A 20,882-nucleotide genomic window follows, 5' to 3' on the forward strand; every position below is an offset into this window, starting at 1 on the left:
AGAGGTGCTCGTGAAGTTATTCAACCCCCAAACTATTTTTCAAACCTTATCTAATCAGGCGATGCACAAAAAAGTGCTATTACTTGCGATCCCTATGGTTCTTTCCAATATTACGGTTCCTCTACTCGGCTTAGTCGATGCTGCGGTTATCGGTCATCTTCAGCATTCTTGGTATTTAGGTGGTGTGGCGTTAGGTGGCACGATGATCAGTGTGACTTTTTGGTTACTTGGTTTCCTACGAATGTCGACGACGGGATTAGCCGCGCAATCTTACGGTGCGAATGATAGCAAGCAGCTCGGCTTGGTCTTCGTGCAAGGCGTGACTATGGCTTTAGGATTTGCTGGTGTCTTCTTACTTTTACACAGTTTTGTTGCGGATACGGTTTTCTCTCTGAGTAGTGCTAGTGATCAAGTTAAACATTATGGTCAACAGTATTTCTCAATTCGAGCATGGAGTGCGCCTGCTGCGCTGACTAATTTTGTCATTTTAGGTTGGTTGCTCGGAACCCAAAATGCTAAAGCGCCAATGTGGATGGTGATTATTACCAATATCACCAATATCGTTTTGGATATCGTGTTTGTTCTTGGCCTAGGTTGGCAAGTTGAAGGCGCGGCGCTGGCGTCGGTGATCGCTGATTATGCCGGCCTAACGTTTGGCTTGGTTTGTGTTTGCCGAATCTGGGCAAAGAAGCAGTTACCATCGCCATGGGATCTGCTTAAGAAAACCAGTCAAGGTTTGAGTCGTTTCGTAAAACTGAATCGCGATATCTTTCTGCGTTCGCTGTGTCTGCAAGCGACTTTCACTTTTATGACCTTCCAAGGGGCAAGTTTTGGTGATGATGTGGTAGCAGCCAATGCGGTGTTGATGAGTTTTCTGATGATTATCTCTTATGGGATGGATGGCTTTGCCTACGCAATGGAAGCTATGGTGGGTAAGGCTATTGGTGCGAAAGATAAAGATGAGTTAAATCAGTCTTTGATAGGTACTTTCTTTTGGAGTTTCAATATTTGTTTGGTACTGACCATAGTGTTCGCGATTGCTGGGTCTAGTTTGATTAATATGATCACCACAATCCCAGAAGTTAAGAGTCAGGCTGAGGTTTATCTGCCATGGTTGATTGCAATGCCGTTGGTTTCGATGTGGTGCTTCTTATTGGATGGTATTTTTGTGGGAGCGACGAAAGGTAAGGATATGCGCAATAGTATGTTTGTTGCGACCTGTAGTTTTTTTGCGATTTTTTACTTAGCATCAGGTTTAGAGAACCACGCGCTGTGGCTAGCGATGCTGAGCTTTATGGCGATGCGTGGCATTGGTCTTGGTGTTTTATTTGTTTCTCAGTGGAAGAAAGGAGAGTTTCTCGCTTAGCTTAGATAGCCTTAGATAGATTAGTTCAGGGAGCGATAAATAGAAGCTGTGCAGGTAAGATGGCATTTAGAACATCATGATCTAAATACTAACATGACTATATAATTCAGTGGTTTAAATGAAAACAGCAAGCTCATGGCTTGCTGTTTATGTATTTGGCCTACAGGTGGTCAAATAGTCCTTTTGGTTCTTTGTTTAGAATAAACGGTTAAGTCCGTTAAGCGCTGCGACGCGATAAGCTTCGGCCATTGTTGGATAGTTGAAGGTCGTATTCACAAAGTACTCGATGGTATTTGCTTCACCTTTCTGTTCCATGATCGCCTGACCGATGTGGATGATCTCAGCAGCACGCTCACCAAACACGTGGATACCTAAAATCTCTTTAGTTTCACGATGGAAAAGTATCTTCAAGCTACCAATATCTTTACCTGCGATTTGAGCACGAGCTAAGTGCTTGAATGAAGATCGTCCCACTTCATAAGGTACTTTAGCCGCGGTAAGCTCTTGTTCTGTTTTTCCGACAGAGCTGATCTCAGGAATGGTGTAGATACCTGTTGGGATATCTTCGATAAGGTGTCGTTCTGCTTCACCTTTCACCACGGCTTGGGCCACGAATCGACCTTGGTCATAAGCAGCACTTGCTAGGCTAGGATAACCAATCACATCACCGACAGCGTAAACATGTTCAACACTGGTTTGGTAGTTGCTGTTGACTGAGACTTGTCCTCGAGAGTCCGCTTCTAAGCCAACGGCACCAAGATTCAGCTTGTCAGTATTACCCGTTCGGCCATTGGCATACAGTAGACAGTCAGCACGCATTTTCTTACCTGACTCTAGGTGAATGATTACACCGTCATCAGTGCCTTCAATTTTCTCAAAGGTCTCATCGTTACGAATAACAACGCCGCTGTTCCAGAAGTGATAAGACAGAGCATCCGAGGTTTCATTGTCTAAGAATGACAGCAGGCGATCTCGAGTATTAATAAGATCGGTTTTCACGCCTAAACCCCGGAAGATTGAAGCGTATTCACAACCAATAACGCCAGCACCATAGATGATGATGTGTTGAGGATCGTGTTTAAGAGAAAGAATCGAGTCGCTGTCGTAGATACGTTCATGCAGAAAGTCGACGTTGTCTGGTTGATAAGGGCGAGAACCTGTTGCGATAACAAATTTGTCTGCGCTGTAATGTTCTTCAGTACCATCGCTCTGCATGACTGAGATAGTGTTAGTATCGATAAAACGCGCCGTACCAAATACCAATGTGCACTGGTTACGGTCGTAGAAGCCTTGACGCAATCGAGTCTGTTTGTCGATGACTGATTTAGCATGCCCCAAAATATTGGAGAAGGTCGAGTGAATGCTTTTGTTGTTCTGACAAAACAGCGGATTACTGTTGAATTCAATGATACGACTTACGGCATGGCGAAGTGCTTTTGAAGGAATGGTTCCCCAGTGTGTACAACCACCACCAACACTGCTCTCTTTTTCAATGATTGCAACGTTCAACCCGGCTTTGGTTAATCCCATCGCTGCCCCTTCTCCTCCGGGGCCACTACCAATTACGATTACATCAAAGTGGTTGGAGTGCGGCATAGATATCTTCCTTGTTATATTTGATTAACATTGCTTTAGCGAGATTTTAACTGATTCTGTTCTTGGGTACATGAAAAGGGCATCAGAGAGTCGGTGGGATCACGCAGTGTTATCGAAAAAATAATATTTGGTATGTTGTATGTCTCCAAATGACAGTGTGGATATTGAAATTTTTTCTTCGAACGTATTTACTTCGGTACGTGAACAAAGAGGCGTGTTTAGTGTCTTATATAACCAGATTGCCTTATATAAATAAGTGATTCGCGTTATATTAAACCGAGGTTTAGACATGCCTGTTTAGGCTGTAAAAGAAGAAATTGATAAAGTATGAAACCAATGGGCATTCGCGCACAGCAAAAAGAAAAAACTCGTCGCAGCTTAATTGATGCAGCATTTAGCCAACTTAGCGCCGATCGTAGTTTTTCCAACCTAAGCTTGAGAGAAGTCGCTCGTGAGGCTGGAATAGCACCGACTTCCTTTTATCGTCACTTCAAAGATATGGATGAGCTTGGCTTAACCATGGTTGATGAAGGAGGCTTATTACTACGCCAACTAATGCGTCAAGCTCGGCAGCGTATAGCAAAAGAAGGCAGTGTGATTCGCACATCGGTTGAAACCTTTATGGAGTTCATTGAAAGCAGTCCAAACGTATTCAGACTGTTATTACGAGAGCGTTCAGGAACTTCATTTGAGTTTCGTGCAGCGGTAGCTCGTGAGATACAGCACTTCTCTGCTGAGTTAACCGAATATCTGATAACGACTGGCATGACACGAGATGAAGCTTTTACTCAAGCTGAAGCTTCCGTCATATTGGTCTTTAACTCAGGGGCAGAAGCATTAGATTTAGATCGACGTCAGCGAGATGAATTGGCTGATCGCTTGATCATGCAATTGCGAATGATGGCCAAAGGGGCTTTTTGGTATCGTAAAGAACGTGAACGTAACCGATTAAAAGGCGGGATTGAATAATGTCGAATGAAAATAATACTGTAAACCGTGGTTCTGAAAGAAAGACACTCGTACTTGCTGTTGTTGCAGGTGTGTGTGGTGATGCATTGTTATCTTGGGTAACAATGAGCGAAGTGGGCTTCTCTATTTTCCCTCTTATTGCTTTAGTTTTGGCTGTACAAGCGCTTTACCAAGAATACCTAACGAATCCAGTATCTGAAGATATTCCGCTGGTAGGTTTAGCTTGTTTCTTTGTTGGTGCATTTGGTCACTCGGCTTTTGTTAAAGCTCAACACCCTGATGCAGGTTCAAACTTCTTTGCGATTATTGTCGCGATGCTGCTTCTCGGTTGGGTCGGTAAGAAGCTAGGCTTTATCGGTAAAACCGCTTAAACCTACTTATAATTATAAATAAAAAAACGAGCCAATTGGCTCGTTTTTTTGTATCCGTTGTTTGGCTTTGGCTTCGACCTAGAGAGCGATATTTACGCTTTACGCTCTAGGAATACACCGGCTTCCATGTGGTGCGTATAAGGGAACTGGTCAAATAGAGCAAAACGAGTGATGTCGTGTGTTTCGCTTAGAATGTCTAGGTTCTCTTTCAATGTCTCAGGGTTACAAGAGATGTACATGATACGCTCATAGCCTTGCACCATCTTACAAGTATCAACATCCATACCTGAACGCGGTGGATCAACAAAGATAGTGTTGCAGTTGTAGCTCTTCAGATCGATGTTTGCTTGTTGCAGGCGGCGGAATTCACGCTTACCTTCCATTGCTACAGTAAAATCTTCTGCAGACATACGAATGATCTGAACATTATCAATCTTGTTGGCCGCAATGTTGTATTGCGCAGACTCTACGGATGGCTTCGCTAGCTCTGTTGCAAGTACACGCTCAAAGTTTTGTGCCAGTGCTAATGAGAAGTTACCGTTACCACAGTAAAGCTCTAGTAAGTCACCTTTGCTGTCTTGAGTACAGTCGACAGCCCACTCCAGCATTTTTTCTGCTACTTTGCCGTTTGGCTGAGTAAAGCTATTTTCTACTTGTTGGTAGATGTAGCTATCACCATTCACGTCTAGCTTTTCAATGACGTAGTCGCGATCCAGTACGATTTTCATCTTACGTGCACGACCAATAAGGTTTAGGTTAAAACCTTCATCGTTTAGTTTCTGTTTAAGTGCTTTGGCATCTTGAATCCATTGCTCACCTAATTGACGGTGGTAAAGGAGTGATACTAAGATTTCACCACTTAATGTAGATAGAAAATCGACTTGGAATAGCTTGTGACGTAGAGAATGGTTCTCTTTCATTGCATCTGTTAATAGAGGCATTAAGTCGTTGATAAGACGGCTAGCTGCAGGGAACTGGTCTACACGATATTTTTCTTTGGTTTCTTGATTGAACATGACGTAATACATATCGTCACCTTCATGCCACACGCGGAACTCAGCACGCATGCGGTAGTGTTGTTCTGGTGATTCATACACTTCCAGCTCAGGCACATTGTATTGTGAGAACATTTCAGTAAGACGTTCGGTCTTTTCTGTCAGTTGTTCTTGGTAGCGTTGCGGGTTTACATCTAAATTCGCCATTGTTATGCCTTTTTGCTGTCGTGCTTTTAAATCAAGAGCGCAGATTTTATTCAATCACAGACGCTTGTCCAGTGTTGAGAGCTATTCAGTGTAAATCGACCATGAAAACTATAGCTTATAACTATCTTAGACTAGACAAATGATTCATAGATTAATACTATCTCCCGCAAGCTGGTGCCATTTGGATGTATAGATGGCTGAAGAGGGAATCTGGTGTGAATCCAGAACTGACGCGCAGCGGTAAAAGAGAACGAATATTCATAGACACTGCAAATAGCGTTTTGTGGGAAGTCGAATATGAGGTAAACCAAAAGGTTGTGCTCTTGAGTCCGAATACCTGCCAGCGGCTAAGCCATACAATGTGGTTTGGTAGGACTTTACGCGATTTAGGATCACAACATGAACAAATCCCTTTTAGCGGTTGCTGTAGCATCGCTACTTTCACCTATCTCCAATTTACACGCCCAAGAAGCATCTGCTGACGAAACCATGGTGGTTACGGCTAACCGTTTTGAGCAGTCTGCCACGGCGACATTAACTGATGTTGAAGTTGTCACTCGCCAAGATTTTCAAAGAACACAAGCTAAAACAATCCCAGATGTGTTGAGAAGATTAACAGGGATCCAGATTACTCAAAATGGTGGTAGAGGACAGCTCGCTTCTATATTTGTTCGCGGAACAAGTTCTGATCAAGTCCTCGTTTTAGTTGATGGTGTTCGTTTTGCTCGTGCAGCAAAAGGTGCAGTCGATTTCAACCAAATCCCATTGAGTTATGTTCAGAGGATCGAGTATGTAAGAGGAGCTCGAGCTTCTTTATATGGTTCTGAAGCAATTGGTGGTGTAATCAACATTATTACGATTGCTCGTGCGACGGATGAATCAACAACATTGAGTGCTGGTTTGGGTAGCTTAGATTATCAAGAACTTAGTCTAGCATCCGGCGTTGCGACTTCTGAAAATGGTCAGTTAAACCTTGCTATTAGTCATGAAAGCGATGAAGGCTACAATGTTAAGCCCGTACCTGGCTTAAATGATGGCGACCGCCATGGCTTCGAAACGTTGAATGGTTTGATTGGTTATACCCACAAGTTGAATGAAGAATTCAGTGTATTTGGTAATGTTCGTGCCTATGAGAATATTTCCCTGTATGACAATACATATAGTACACGCAGTTATATGGAGTCTGAAAAAGACGATTTATCAGTGTCGATTGGTGGTACTTATCAAGGCAGCCAATTACGCTCTGAGATGCAAGCTACAGTACAAAGCCAAGATTCTTGGAACTATCAATTTGGTGAAAGCAAAACATCTGGAACTCAAGACGAATTAGAACAAAGCAATGTTCAGTGGATTAATAGCTATAAATTAAACAAGAATGTTGTGTTAGCTGGTGGCGTTGATTGGCGCGATGAGTCATATGTAGATAAGAATGCGAATAAAACATTCGACCGTTCTAACTTGGCAGTATTCGGCCTATCTTCAGTCACTGTTGATTCTGCAACTTTAGAAGCAAGTGCAAGAGTCGATGACAATGAAGAATTTGGTACAGAAACGACATATAACGTCGGGGCTGGTTATCAATTTATTCCAGAATTTGGTATGAAAGCTTCATACGGTACAGCTTTTAAAGCTCCAAACCTTTACCAACAGTATGATCCGTCTTACGGAACTCAAGATCTTAAGCCAGAAGAGTCTGATGCGATTGAGGTGGGCTTCTATGGTCTAGTGAAAGACGTATATTGGACATTAACTGGATACGATTACAAGATCACCAATCTAATCGATTACCACCCAACAACATATAAGTACATCAACGTTGATGGTGAGACGCATATTCAAGGTATAGAGCTGACTGCCGAGTTTGATACGGGTATTGTGCAACACCAGTTGAGTGCTGATTATAAAGATGCAGAAGGTGATGATGGTAAACAGCTGCAGCGACGAGCAAAAGAACTGTATAAGTGGAATGCATTGGTGGCATTTGACGTTGTCGATTGGTCTATAAGCTATCAATATGTAGGTAAGCGACCTGATGTTGATTACGGGACATGGCCATATAGTGATGTAACTCTCCCATCTTATTCATTGGTTGACACTGCTGTTAGCTATTATGCTAATGAGAACACTACGATCAGTGCTCGTGTTGATAACTTACTTGATGAAGACTACGAAACGGCTCTAGGGTACCCAGCCGCAGAGCGTGCTTACTACTTGAACGTAGCTTACCAATTCTAATTTACACCTAAACCGCCCCCGGGCGGTTTTTCTTATTGGGTATATCAATGAAAAAGAAAGTCGTCATAAGTTGGTCGTCAGGTAAAGACTCGACATTAACGTTGGAGCGTCTACTTGAAAGCTCCGAATATGAAGTTGTTGCTCTCTATACTACTTACGTTGGTGATGAGGTCCCTTTCCAAGTGACTTCGATTGATGTGGTTGCCATGCAGGCTAAACTGGTAGGTTTACCATTAGTAACGATTGAACTTCCTGAAGTGTTTCCAAGTAACGAGATTTATCAAAGTACCATTGTCTCCGCACTTAAAGGTTCTGGCTTATCAATCGACGCAGTCGCGTTTGGAGATATGTTCTGTAATGGCATTGCCGATTATCGAAGAAGCTATATAGAACCCGCTGGTTGGGAGTGTGTGTTCCCTCTCATGGGAGAGAGCAGTCAGGCACTTGCGAGTGAAATAATAGACAGAGGAATCGAAACCTTTCTCGTCACGGTCGATAGCGAAGCATTAGACATGAGCTATTGCGGGAAGGAATACACACTTGAGCTAATAGGCAGCTTACCGAGTCATGTCGATCCATGTGGCGAAGATGGTGAGTTCCACACCTTAGTGACGTCAGCGCCATGCTTTAAAGGTAAGCTCAAGATAGAGCTAGGAAATGTAGAGCAAGGTGAGCGCTTTGTTCATCAACGTTATCAAGCTTGCATTATATAGAGTGAGGATTGGCGAAAACTAAGCGAAGGAGTATCATTGCAGCGAAACTTATTACAGGTAATCGTTGTGTCGAATAGTCTACAGAAAAATATATTAGTCTTTGATTCTGGAGTGGGTGGTCTATCTGTATATAGAGAGATAAGTCAGTTACTACCGAATCATAACTATACCTATGTATTCGATAATGAAGCCTACCCATATGGTGAGCTTGACCAGCAAGTGCTCATTCGTCGAGTTCAAAGTATCGTAACCAGTTTTGTGGATAGCCACGCGATTGATATCGTAGTGATAGCCTGTAATACCGCAAGTACGATTGTCTTACCTACACTCCGTTCTAATAACCTTATTCCTATTGTCGGCGTTGTTCCAGCAATTAAGCCTGCATCCTTACTTGCCAATAAAGCGGTGGGTCTTATTGCTACTCCCGCAACGATTACTCGTGAATACACACACGAGCTCATCAAAAACTTCTCAAGTAATAAAAGGGTTGAACTTTTAGGTTCGACTCGGCTGGTGGACATGGCTGAAGAGAAACTCCGAGGAGAAGCGATTAACCTTCAAGAGCTACAGCAAATCCTTCAACCGATGATCAACACAATTGATGTGGCTGTTTTAGGATGTACACATTTCCCATTGATAAAGTCTGAGATTCAACAAGTCTTAGGTAAGAATGTTTTATTGGTTGATTCTGGTAAAGCTATTGCTAAGCGAGTTCAAGATCTATTGGATTTGGAGAGTGGTAGTAAAGAGTGGGGAGTACGTGAAGTTTTTTGTAGTGCACTTCCTAAAAAAGAAAGTGCACTAAATAGCATGTTAAAGCAGTTAGGGTTTAGCTCAGTTCAGCTTCGTCCGTTTCTGGATGTTTAGGATCATTTGCAACTCGCACTTTTAAAGTTCGTTGCATGTAATCTTTATCGTTAAGTTCTGAAATAGCATGATTCACATCATTGCTAGCCATTACGACAAATCCAAAGCCTCTTCTTTTACCAGTACGTTTGTCTTTCATTAAGCGTACTGCAAATACTTCACCATACTCTGAGAATAATTCACGTACGTGTGACTCATTCGCTTTGTATGGAAGGTTACCTACATAAAGTGTTTTTGTTGATGCCTTAGGTTCTGAATCTGATTTTGAGTCGGTGCTTGAAAAGTTAACAACAAAAGCGGAAGCCAAGACACCAAGGATAAAGGTAATTGCAGGCGATATATCTACCTGAGAGAAAACAATGCCACCTAGAACAGCTAGTGCGACAATTAACAACATCGATTTTTTTGAGTTCATATCGGAATACTACATATTAATAAACGAAATAGACGCATCTACTCTTAACAAAATAGATACATGAATCTTACGTTCATGGTTTCCATTTTGCCAATCTATTGCTGTGATACGTCTCAAATGTTTAGTTTTTATTCGAAAAATGCGGATCTGGTGGCTTTTTAGGCGAACAAAACTTTTATTTTAAAAAGCCCTTGTGCTCTATGTCGATCTCTCTATAATGCCGCCTCACCGACACGGAGTGAGACGAAAGTCACACAGCGAAATCGGTAGAGAAAAAGGGTTCGAAAATAACTCTTGACTCTCAAAGTGGTGCAGGTATAGTACGCACCCCTAGCGACTGAGATGTGAATCACAAAACGCTAGCGCTCTTTAACAATTTAAACCTATCAATCTGTGTGGGCACTCGTTGATGAATATCAAAACGTTATTACTTAGGTAGTAACAGTTACTTCGGTAACAAACTTGATTTCAATGAACTGAGTGACCAATACAAAGTTAAGTTTACTTAATTTTGGCACAGTCAATTCATTACCATTCTGTTGGAATGGTAATAGCTTTAGAATTACATGTTCATTTTCGAATGAATATTAGTTTTGAAGTCAGTATTCGTTGAGTCACAAAATCTTAAATTGAAGAGTTTGATCATGGCTCAGATTGAACGCTGGCGGCAGGCCTAACACATGCAAGTCGAGCGGAAACGACACTAACAATCCTTCGGGTGCGTTAATGGGCGTCGAGCGGCGGACGGGTGAGTAATGCCTAGGAAATTGCCTTGATGTGGGGGATAACCATTGGAAACGATGGCTAATACCGCATAATGCCTACGGGCCAAAGAGGGGGACCTTCGGGCCTCTCGCGTCAAGATATGCCTAGGTGGGATTAGCTAGTTGGTGAGGTAATGGCTCACCAAGGCGACGATCCCTAGCTGGTCTGAGAGGATGATCAGCCACACTGGAACTGAGACACGGTCCAGACTCCTACGGGAGGCAGCAGTGGGGAATATTGCACAATGGGCGAAAGCCTGATGCAGCCATGCCGCGTGTATGAAGAAGGCCTTCGGGTTGTAAAGTACTTTCAGTTGTGAGGAAGGGTGTGTAGTTAATAGCTGCGCATCTTGACGTTAGCAACAGAAGAAGCACCGGCTAACTCCGTGCCAGCAGCCGCGGTAATACGGAGGGTGCGAGCGTTAATCGGAATTACTGGGCGTAAAGCGCATGCAGGTGGTTCATTAAGTCAGATGTGAAAGCCCGGGGCTCAACCTCGGAACTGCATTTGAAACTGGTGAACTAGAGTGCTGTAGAGGGGGGTAGAATTTCAGGTGTAGCGGTGAAATGCGTAGAGATCTGAAGGAATACCAGTGGCGAAGGCGGCCCCCTGGACAGACACTGACACTCAGATGCGAAAGCGTGGGGAGCAAACAGGATTAGATACCCTGGTAGTCCACGCCGTAAACGATGTCTACTTGGAGGTTGTGGCCTTGAGCCGTGGCTTTCGGAGCTAACGCGTTAAGTAGACCGCCTGGGGAGTACGGTCGCAAGATTAAAACTCAAATGAATTGACGGGGGCCCGCACAAGCGGTGGAGCATGTGGTTTAATTCGATGCAACGCGAAGAACCTTACCTACTCTTGACATCCAGAGAAGCCAGCGGAGACGCAGGTGTGCCTTCGGGAGCTCTGAGACAGGTGCTGCATGGCTGTCGTCAGCTCGTGTTGTGAAATGTTGGGTTAAGTCCCGCAACGAGCGCAACCCTTATCCTTGTTTGCCAGCGAGTAATGTCGGGAACTCCAGGGAGACTGCCGGTGATAAACCGGAGGAAGGTGGGGACGACGTCAAGTCATCATGGCCCTTACGAGTAGGGCTACACACGTGCTACAATGGCGCATACAGAGGGCAGCAAGCTAGCGATAGTGAGCGAATCCCAAAAAGTGCGTCGTAGTCCGGATTGGAGTCTGCAACTCGACTCCATGAAGTCGGAATCGCTAGTAATCGTGAATCAGAATGTCACGGTGAATACGTTCCCGGGCCTTGTACACACCGCCCGTCACACCATGGGAGTGGGCTGCAAAAGAAGTGGGTAGTTTAACCTTTCGGGGAGGACGCTCACCACTTTGTGGTTCATGACTGGGGTGAAGTCGTAACAAGGTAGCCCTAGGGGAACCTGGGGCTGGATCACCTCCTTATACGAAGATAGTCACGATGAGTGTCCACACAGATTGATGGTTTAGATTTAGTTAAAGCCAGAGCTTTAATTAATAACGTAAGTTATTGATTAAAGCTTTTTGCTTTATGCTCTTTAACAATTTGGAAAGCTGACTGATTGATTTACTTACGAGTAATTCAATCAAATTTAAAAGTTCTCAATGTTTATCTTTCATTAGATAAACACAACAAACACATTCAAGTGTCTTGTATTCGAATCAAACTTAGTTTGATTCACAATTGAGTCCGGCAAACAGTTATCAGGAATTAACCCTTCTTGATGACAACCAAAAACCTTGGTTAGTTGCCATACACTAAGACCCTTTCGGGTTGTATGGTTAAGTGACTAAGCGTACACGGTGGATGCCTTGGCAGTCAGAGGCGATGAAGGACGTAATAACTTGCGATAAGCCCAGATTAGGTAGTAATAACCTTTTGAGTCTGGGATTTCCGAATGGGGAAACCCACGTGCATAAGCACGTATCCTGTTGTGAATACATAGCAACAGGAGGCAAACCGGGGGAACTGAAACATCTAAGTACCCCGAGGAAGAGAAATCAACCGAGATTCCGAAAGTAGCGGCGAGCGAAATTGGATTAGCCCTTAAACTTTTAATGATGCAGGTGAAGAGTCTGGAAAGTCTCGCAGTAAAGGGTGATAGCCCCGTAACCGACACATCATAATCAGTGAAAACGAGTAGGGCGGGACACGTGATATCCTGTCTGAATATGGGGGGACCATCCTCCAAGGCTAAATACTACTGACTGACCGATAGTGAACCAGTACCGTGAGGGAAAGGCGAAAAGAACCCCTGTGAGGGGAGTGAAATAGAACCTGAAACCGTGTACGTACAAGCAGTAGGAGCACCTTCGTGGTGTGACTGCGTACCTTTTGTATAATGGGTCAGCGACTTAATTTTAGTAGCAAGGTTAACCGTTTAGGGGAGCCGTAGGGAAACCGAGTCTTAACTGGGCGTACAGTTGCTAGGATTAGACCCGAAACCAGGTGATCTAGCCATGGGCAGGTTGAAGGTTGAGTAACATCAACTGGAGGACCGAACCGACTAATGTTGAAAAATTAGCGGATGACTTGTGGCTAGGGGTGAAAGGCCAATCAAACCTGGAGATAGCTGGTTCTCCCCGAAAGCTATTTAGGTAGCGCCTCGGACGAATACTACTGGGGGTAGAGCACTGTTAAGGCTAGGGGGTCATCCCGACTTACCAACCCTTTGCAAACTCCGAATACCAGTAAGTACTATCCGGGAGACACACGGCGGGTGCTAACGTCCGTCGTGGAGAGGGAAACAACCCAGACCGCCAGCTAAGGTCCCAAAGTATAGCTAAGTGGGAAACGATGTGGGAAGGCTCAGACAGCCAGGATGTTGGCTTAGAAGCAGCCATCATTTAAAGAAAGCGTAATAGCTCACTGGTCGAGTCGGCCTGCGCGGAAGATGTAACGGGGCTAAGCTATACACCGAAGCTGCGGCTACGTACCTTAGGGTATGTGGGGTAGGGGAGCGTTCTGTAAGCCGTTGAAGGTGGTCTGTAAGGGCTGCTGGAGGTATCAGAAGTGCGAATGCTGACATGAGTAACGATAAAGGGAGTGAAAAACTCCCTCGCCGGAAGACCAAGGGTTCCTGTCCAACGTTAATCGGGGCAGGGTAAGTCGACTCCTAAGGCGAGGCCGAAAGGCGTAGTCGATGGGAAACGGGTTAATATTCCCGTACTTCTTACAATTGCGATGGGGGGACGGAGAAGGCTAGGTGGGCCTGGCGACGGTTGTCCAGGTTCAAGTATGTAGGCGGGTGGTTTAGGTAAATCCGGACCACTACTAACGCTGAGATACGATGTCGAGCTACTACGGTAGTGAAGTCATTGATGCCATGCTTCCAGGAAAAGCCTCTAAGCTTCAGATTGTAAGGAATCGTACCCCAAACCGACACAGGTGGTCGGGTAGAGAATACCAAGGCGCTTGAGAGAACTCGGGTGAAGGAACTAGGCAAAATGGTACCGTAACTTCGGGAGAAGGTACGCTCTTATCAGTGAAGTCCCTTGCGGATGGAGCAGACGAGAGTCGCAGATACCAGGTGGCTGCAACTGTTTATTAAAAACACAGCACTGTGCAAAATCGTAAGATGACGTATACGGTGTGACGCCTGCCCGGTGCCGGAAGGTTAATTGATGGGGTTAGTCTTCGGACGAAGCTCTTGATCGAAGCCCCGGTAAACGGCGGCCGTAACTATAACGGTCCTAAGGTAGCGAAATTCCTTGTCGGGTAAGTTCCGACCTGCACGAATGGCGTAATGATGGCCACGCTGTCTCCACCCGAGACTCAGTGAAATTGAAATCGCTGTGAAGATGCAGTGTACCCGCGGCTAGACGGAAAGACCCCGTGAACCTTTACTACAGCTTGGCACTGAACATTGAACCTACATGTGTAGGATAGGTGGGAGACTATGAAATTGCGTCGCTAGATGTGATGGAGTCGTCCTTGAAATACCACCCTTGTAGTTTTGATGTTCTAACGTTGGTCCCTGAATCGGGATTACGGACAGTGCCTGGTGGGTAGTTTGACTGGGGCGGTCTCCTCCCAAAGAGTAACGGAGGAGCACGAAGGTGGGCTAAACACGGTTGGACATCGTGTGGTTAGTGCAATGGCATAAGCCCGCTTGACTGCGAGAATGACAATTCGAGCAGGTGCGAAAGCAGGTCATAGTGATCCGGTGGTTCTGAATGGAAGGGCCATCGCTCAACGGATAAAAGGTACTCCGGGGATAACAGGCTGATACCGCCCAAGAGTTCATATCGACGGCGGTGTTTGGCACCTCGATGTCGGCTCATCACATCCTGGGGCTGAAGTCGGTCCCAAGGGTATGGCTGTTCGCCATTTAAAGTGGTACGCGAGCTGGGTTTAGAACGTCGTGAGACAGTTCGGTCCCTATCTGCCGTGGGCGTTGGAAAATTGAAAGGGGCTGCTCCTAGTACGAGAGGACCGGAGTGGACGAACCTCTGGTGTTCGGGTTGTCATGCCAATGGCATTGCCCGGTAGCTAAGTTCGGAATCGATAACCGCTGAAAGCATCTAAGCGGGAAGCGAGCCTTGAGATGAGTTTTCCCTGGCACTATAAGTGTCCTAAAGGGTTGTCGTAGACTACGACGTTGATAGGCAGGGTGTGTAAGTGCTGCGAGGCATTGAGCTAACCTGTACTAATTGCCCGTGAGGCTTAACCATACAACACCCAAGGGGTTTTGTGGACTCAGATGTACCAGACCTTGAATGCGTTTGAAGAGAAATAACTTTTAAATAAGCTTTCCAGATTATTTTGCCTTCAGTTTTTAAAAAACTGAAAGTAAAAGCAAAATTTGCTTGGCGACCATAGCATTGTGGACCCACCTGATTCCATGCCGAACTCAGAAGTGAAACACAATAGCGCCGATGGTAGTGTGGGGTTTCCCCATGTGAGAGTAGGACATCGCCAGGCTTTAATTTCGACTTTGTCTATTTAATAGACAAGTCACCATAGAGTTCTAAGTTTTCTTAGTGTTTTATGTTGACTTTCAAAGTGGAAAGCGTATTATACGCGTCCTGCTTAAGTGCTAAGGCACTGAAAGCGTTCTCTTTTTAGAGAACACGCTCTTTAACAATTTAAACCTATCAATCTGTGTGGGCACTCGTTGATGAATATCAAAACGTTATTACTTAGGTAGTAACAGTTACTTCGGTAACAAACTTGATTTCAATGAACTGAGTGACCAATACAAAGTTAAGTTTACTTAATTTTGGCACAGTCAATTCATTACCATTCTGTTGGAATGGTAATAGCTTTAGAATTACATGTTCATTTTCGAATGAATATTAGTTTTGAAGTCAGTATTCGTTGAGTCACAAAATCTTAAATTGAAGAGTTTGATCATGGCTCAGATTGAACGCTGGCGGCAGGCCTAACACATGCAAGTCGAGCGGAAACGACACTAACAATCCTTCGGGTGCGTTAATGGGCGTCGAGCGGCGGACGGGTGAGTAATGCCTAGGAAATTGCCTTGATGTGGGGGATAACCATTGGAAACGATGGCTAATACCGCATAATGCCTACGGGCCAAAGAGGGGGATCTTCGGACCTCTCGCGTCAAGATATGCCTAGGTGGGATTAGCTAGTTGGTGAGGTAATGGCTCACCAAGGCGACGATCCCTAGCTGGTCTGAGAGGATGATCAGCCACACTGGAACTGAGACACGGTCCAGACTCCTACGGGAGGCAGCAGTGGGGAATATTGCACAATGGGCGAAAGCCTGATGCAGCCATGCCGCGTGTATGAAGAAGGCCTTCGGGTTGTAAAGTACTTTCAGTTGTGAGGAAGGGTGTGTAGTTAATAGCTGCGCATCTTGACGTTAGCAACAGAAGAAGCACCGGCTAACTCCGTGCCAGCAGCCGCGGTAATACGGAGGGTGCGAGCGTTAATCGGAATTACTGGGCGTAAAGCGCATGCAGGTGGTTCATTAAGTCAGATGTGAAAGCCCGGGGCTCAACCTCGGAACTGCATTTGAAACTGGTGAACTAGAGTGCTGTAGAGGGGGGTAGAATTTCAGGTGTAGCGGTGAAATGCGTAGAGATCTGAAGGAATACCAGTGGCGAAGGCGGCCCCCTGGACAGACACTGACACTCAGATGCGAAAGCGTGGGGAGCAAACAGGATTAGATACCCTGGTAGTCCACGCCGTAAACGATGTCTACTTGGAGGTTGTGGCCTTGAGCCGTGGCTTTCGGAGCTAACGCGTTAAGTAGACCGCCTGGGGAGTACGGTCGCAAGATTAAAACTCAAATGAATTGACGGGGGCCCGCACAAGCGGTGGAGCATGTGGTTTAATTCGATGCAACGCGAAGAACCTTACCTACTCTTGACATCCAGAGAAGCCAGCGGAGACGCAGGTGTGCCTTCGGGAGCTCTGAGACAGGTGCTGCATGGCTGTCGTCAGCTCGTGTTGTGAAATGTTGGGTTAAGTCCCGCAACGAGCGCAACCCTTATCCTTGTTTGCCAGCGAGTAATGTCGGGAACTCCAGGGAGACTGCCGGTGATAAACCGGAGGAAGGTGGGGACGACGTCAAGTCATCATGGCCCTTACGAGTAGGGCTACACACGTGCTACAATGGCGCATACAGAGGGCAGCAAGCTAGCGATAGTGAGCGAATCCCAAAAAGTGCGTCGTAGTCCGGATTGGAGTCTGCAACTCGACTCCATGAAGTCGGAATCGCTAGTAATCGTGAATCAGAATGTCACGGTGAATACGTTCCCGGGCCTTGTACACACCGCCCGTCACACCATGGGAGTGGGCTGCAAAAGAAGTGGGTAGTTTAACCTTTCGGGGAGGACGCTCACCACTTTGTGGTTCATGACTGGGGTGAAGTCGTAACAAGGTAGCCCTAGGGGAACCTGGGGCTGGATCACCTCCTTATACGAAGATAGTCACGATGAGTGTCCACACAGATTGATTAGGTTTAGAAAGTAAAAGAGACGATATTGGGTCTGTAGCTCAGCTGGTTAGAGCGCTCGCCTGATAAGCGGGAGGTCGGTGGTTCGAGTCCACTCAGACCCACCAATATCGACTAGATACAAAGATGGGGCTATAGCTCAGCTGGGAGAGCGCCTGCCTTGCACGCAGGAGGTCTGCGGTTCGATCCCGCATAGCTCCACCATCTTTAAGTGTTTTTATTTGAAAATATTTAGAAATGGTTCATTAGTTTGAATCAAGCTCTTTAACAATTTGGAAAGCTGACTGATTTGATTACTTACGAGTAATTCAAATCAAATTTAAAAGTTCTCAATGTTTATCTTTCATTAGATAAACACAACAAACACATTCAAGTGTCTTGTATTCGAATCAATGTTTACATTGATTCACAATTGAGTCCGGCAAACAGTCATTGAGAATTAACCCTTCTTGATGACAACCAAAAACCTTGGTTAGTTGCCATACACTAAGACCCTTTCGGGTTGTATGGTTAAGTGACTAAGCGTACACGGTGGATGCCTTGGCAGTCAGAGGCGATGAAGGACGTAATAACTTGCGATAAGCCCAGATTAGGTAGTAATAACCTTTTGAGTCTGGGATTTCCGAATGGGGAAACCCACGTGCATAAGCACGTATCCTGTTGTGAATACATAGCAACAGGAGGCAAACCGGGGGAACTGAAACATCTAAGTACCCCGAGGAAGAGAAATCAACCGAGATTCCGAAAGTAGCGGCGAGCGAAATTGGATTAGCCCTTAAGCTTTTAATGATGCAGGTGAAGAGTCTGGAAAGTCTCGCAGTAAAGGGTGATAGCCCCGTAACCGACACATCATAATCAGTGAAAACGAGTAGGGCGGGACACGTGATATCCTGTCTGAATATGGGGGGACCATCCTCCAAGGCTAAATACTACTGACTGACCGATAGTGAACCAGTACCGTGAGGGAAAGGCGAAAAGAACCCCTGTGAGGGGAGTGAAATAGAACCTGAAACCGTGTACGTACAAGCAGTAGGAGCACCTTCGTGGTGTGACTGCGTACCTTTTGTATAATGGGTCAGCGACTTAATTTTAGTAGCAAGGTTAACCGTTTAGGGGAGCCGTAGGGAAACCGAGTCTTAACTGGGCGTACAGTTGCTAGGATTAGACCCGAAACCAGGTGATCTAGCCATGGGCAGGTTGAAGGTTGAGTAACATCAACTGGAGGACCGAACCGACTAATGTTGAAAAATTAGCGGATGACTTGTGGCTAGGGGTGAAAGGCCAATCAAACCTGGAGATAGCTGGTTCTCCCCGAAAGCTATTTAGGTAGCGCCTCGGACGAATACTACTGGGGGTAGAGCACTGTTAAGGCTAGGGGGTCATCCCGACTTACCAACCCTTTGCAAACTCCGAATACCAGTAAGTACTATCCGGGAGACACACGGCGGGTGCTAACGTCCGTCGTGGAGAGGGAAACAACCCAGACCGCCAGCTAAGGTCCCAAAGTATAGCTAAGTGGGAAACGATGTGGGAAGGCTCAGACAGCCAGGATGTTGGCTTAGAAGCAGCCATCATTTAAAGAAAGCGTAATAGCTCACTGGTCGAGTCGGCCTGCGCGGAAGATGTAACGGGGCTAAGCTATACACCGAAGCTGCGGCTACGTACCTTAGGGTATGTGGGGTAGGGGAGCGTTCTGTAAGCCGTTGAAGGTGGTCTGTAAGGGCTGCTGGAGGTATCAGAAGTGCGAATGCTGACATGAGTAACGATAAAGGGAGTGAAAAACTCCCTCGCCGGAAGACCAAGGGTTCCTGTCCAACGTTAATCGGGGCAGGGTAAGTCGACTCCTAAGGCGAGGCCGAAAGGCGTAGTCGATGGGAAACGGGTTAATATTCCCGTACTTCTTACAATTGCGATGGGGGGACGGAGAAGGCTAGGTGGGCCTGGCGACGGTTGTCCAGGTTCAAGTATGTAGGCGGGTGGTTTAGGTAAATCCGGACCACTACTAACGCTGAGATACGATGTCGAGCTACTACGGTAGTGAAGTCATTGATGCCATGCTTCCAGGAAAAGCCTCTAAGCTTCAGATTGTAAGGAATCGTACCCCAAACCGACACAGGTGGTCGGGTAGAGAATACCAAGGCGCTTGAGAGAACTCGGGTGAAGGAACTAGGCAAAATGGTACCGTAACTTCGGGAGAAGGTACGCTCTTATCAGTGAAGTCCCTTGCGGATGGAGCAGACGAGAGTCGCAGATACCAGGTGGCTGCAACTGTTTATTAAAAACACAGCACTGTGCAAAATCGTAAGATGACGTATACGGTGTGACGCCTGCCCGGTGCCGGAAGGTTAATTGATGGGGTTAGTCTTCGGACGAAGCTCTTGATCGAAGCCCCGGTAAACGGCGGCCGTAACTATAACGGTCCTAAGGTAGCGAAATTCCTTGTCGGGTAAGTTCCGACCTGCACGAATGGCGTAATGATGGCCACGCTGTCTCCACCCGAGACTCAGTGAAATTGAAATCGCTGTGAAGATGCAGTGTACCCGCGGCTAGACGGAAAGACCCCGTGAACCTTTACTACAGCTTGGCACTGAACATTGAACCTACATGTGTAGGATAGGTGGGAGACTATGAAATTGCGTCGCTAGATGTGATGGAGTCGTCCTTGAAATACCACCCTTGTAGTTTTGATGTTCTAACGTTGGTCCCTGAATCGGGATTACGGACAGTGCCTGGTGGGTAGTTTGACTGGGGCGGTCTCCTCCCAAAGAGTAACGGAGGAGCACGAAGGTGGGCTAAACACGGTTGGACATCGTGTGGTTAGTGCAATGGCATAAGCCCGCTTGACTGCGAGAATGACAATTCGAGCAGGTGCGAAAGCAGGTCATAGTGATCCGGTGGTTCTGAATGGAAGGGCCATCGCTCAACGGATAAAAGGTACTCCGGGGATAACAGGCTGATACCGCCCAAGAGTTCATATCGACGGCGGTGTTTGGCACCTCGATGTCGGCTCATCACATCCTGGGGCTGAAGTCGGTCCCAAGGGTATGGCTGTTCGCCATTTAAAGTGGTACGCGAGCTGGGTTTAGAACGTCGTGAGACAGTTCGGTCCCTATCTGCCGTGGGCGTTGGAAAATTGAAAGGGGCTGCTCCTAGTACGAGAGGACCGGAGTGGACGAACCTCTGGTGTTCGGGTTGTCATGCCAATGGCATTGCCCGGTAGCTAAGTTCGGAATCGATAACCGCTGAAAGCATCTAAGCGGGAAGCGAGCCTTGAGATGAGTTTTCCCTGGCACTATAAGTGTCCTAAAGGGTTGTCGTAGACTACGACGTTGATAGGCAGGGTGTGTAAGTGCTGCGAGGCATTGAGCTAACCTGTACTAATTGCCCGTGAGGCTTAACCATACAACACCCAAGGGGTTTTGTGGACTCAGATGTATCAGACCTTGAATGAGTTTGAAGAGAA

The 20,882-nt window shown here is 46.0% G+C and carries 9 protein-coding genes, 2 tRNA genes, 5 rRNA genes and 1 riboswitch; of the genes, 13 read left to right on the forward strand and 3 right to left on the reverse strand.

Going from position 1 to position 20,882, the window contains the following annotated elements:
• Window positions 1-10: 10 nt before the first annotated feature.
• The gene (gene dinF / locus OCV36_RS00600) at window positions 11-1,366 is read left to right on the forward strand and encodes an MATE family efflux transporter DinF (protein ID WP_210114740.1); all 1,356 of its coding nucleotides are present in this window, start codon (window positions 11-13) and stop codon (window positions 1,364-1,366) included.
• Window positions 1,367-1,561: 195 nt separating this feature from the next.
• Here dinF and sthA read toward each other — a convergent pair whose 3' ends face one another.
• Window positions 1,562-2,962: a Si-specific NAD(P)(+) transhydrogenase gene (gene sthA, locus OCV36_RS00605; protein WP_004736699.1), complete on the reverse strand. Its 1,401-nt coding sequence runs from the start codon at window positions 2,960-2,962 to the stop codon at window positions 1,562-1,564.
• A gap of 327 nt (window positions 2,963-3,289) precedes the next feature.
• Here sthA and fabR point away from each other — a divergent pair, with 327 nt between their 5' ends.
• Both fabR and OCV36_RS00615 read left to right on the forward strand, forming a co-directional pair.
• Window positions 3,290-3,931: an HTH-type transcriptional repressor FabR gene (gene fabR, locus OCV36_RS00610; RefSeq protein ID WP_017075925.1), complete on the forward strand. Its 642-nt coding sequence runs from the start codon at window positions 3,290-3,292 to the stop codon at window positions 3,929-3,931.
• Window positions 3,931-4,302, forward strand: coding sequence for a YijD family membrane protein (locus OCV36_RS00615; RefSeq protein WP_017075924.1), 372 nt, complete (start codon window positions 3,931-3,933; stop codon window positions 4,300-4,302). The genes fabR and OCV36_RS00615 overlap by 1 nt, the downstream gene beginning before the upstream one ends.
• 92 nt (window positions 4,303-4,394) lie before the next feature.
• Here OCV36_RS00615 and trmA read toward each other — a convergent pair whose 3' ends face one another.
• Window positions 4,395-5,504 carry a tRNA (uridine(54)-C5)-methyltransferase TrmA gene (gene trmA, locus OCV36_RS00620; RefSeq protein WP_102552848.1) on the reverse strand — a complete coding sequence of 370 codons (1,110 nt, stop codon included), beginning with the start codon at window positions 5,502-5,504 and terminating at the stop codon, window positions 4,395-4,397.
• A gap of 155 nt (window positions 5,505-5,659) precedes the next feature.
• Window positions 5,660-5,863: riboswitch (cobalamin riboswitch) on the forward strand.
• Window positions 5,864-5,903: 40 nt separating this feature from the next.
• On the opposite strand from trmA, the gene btuB reads away from it, so the two are divergent.
• The 3 genes from btuB to murI are packed head-to-tail and all read left to right on the forward strand — an operon-like array spanning window position 5,904 to window position 9,319.
• Window positions 5,904-7,739: a TonB-dependent vitamin B12 receptor gene (gene btuB / locus OCV36_RS00625; RefSeq protein WP_135459039.1), complete on the forward strand. Its 1,836-nt coding sequence runs from the start codon at window positions 5,904-5,906 to the stop codon at window positions 7,737-7,739.
• A gap of 47 nt (window positions 7,740-7,786) precedes the next feature.
• Window positions 7,787-8,452, forward strand: coding sequence for an adenine nucleotide alpha hydrolase (locus OCV36_RS00630; protein ID WP_135459041.1), 666 nt, complete (start codon window positions 7,787-7,789; stop codon window positions 8,450-8,452).
• Window positions 8,453-8,512: 60 nt separating this feature from the next.
• A complete protein-coding gene (gene murI / locus OCV36_RS00635) occupies window positions 8,513-9,319 on the forward strand; it encodes a glutamate racemase (protein WP_029225168.1) in 807 nt (268 codons plus the stop codon).
• On the opposite strand, the gene OCV36_RS00640 is transcribed toward murI, so the two are convergent.
• A complete protein-coding gene (locus tag OCV36_RS00640; protein WP_004736687.1) occupies window positions 9,282-9,734 on the reverse strand; it encodes an RNA recognition motif domain-containing protein in 453 nt (150 codons plus the stop codon). The genes murI and OCV36_RS00640 overlap by 38 nt on opposite strands.
• A gap of 626 nt (window positions 9,735-10,360) precedes the next feature.
• On the opposite strand from OCV36_RS00640, the gene OCV36_RS00645 reads away from it, so the two are divergent.
• From OCV36_RS00645 to OCV36_RS00675, 7 genes are all read left to right on the forward strand, one after another.
• A 16S ribosomal RNA gene (locus OCV36_RS00645) occupies window positions 10,361-11,915 on the forward strand.
• 355 nt (window positions 11,916-12,270) lie between these two features.
• Window positions 12,271-15,164: ribosomal RNA gene (locus tag OCV36_RS00650) — 23S ribosomal RNA — on the forward strand.
• Between the two features lie 134 nt (window positions 15,165-15,298).
• A 5S ribosomal RNA gene (gene rrf / locus OCV36_RS00655) occupies window positions 15,299-15,414 on the forward strand.
• A 413-nt stretch (window positions 15,415-15,827) separates the two neighbouring features.
• Window positions 15,828-17,382: ribosomal RNA gene (locus tag OCV36_RS00660) — 16S ribosomal RNA — on the forward strand.
• Between the two features lie 67 nt (window positions 17,383-17,449).
• A tRNA-Ile gene (locus tag OCV36_RS00665) sits at window positions 17,450-17,526 on the forward strand.
• Between the two features lie 21 nt (window positions 17,527-17,547).
• A tRNA-Ala gene (locus tag OCV36_RS00670) sits at window positions 17,548-17,623 on the forward strand.
• A 304-nt stretch (window positions 17,624-17,927) separates the two neighbouring features.
• A 23S ribosomal RNA gene (locus OCV36_RS00675) occupies window positions 17,928-20,821 on the forward strand.
• The 16S, 23S and 5S rRNA genes sit together here with 2 tRNA genes alongside, the layout of an rRNA operon.
• Window positions 20,822-20,882: the final 61 nt, after the last annotated feature.

This window comes from Vibrio echinoideorum (genome assembly GCF_024347455.1).
GTDB lineage: Bacteria > Pseudomonadota > Gammaproteobacteria > Enterobacterales > Vibrionaceae > Vibrio > Vibrio echinoideorum.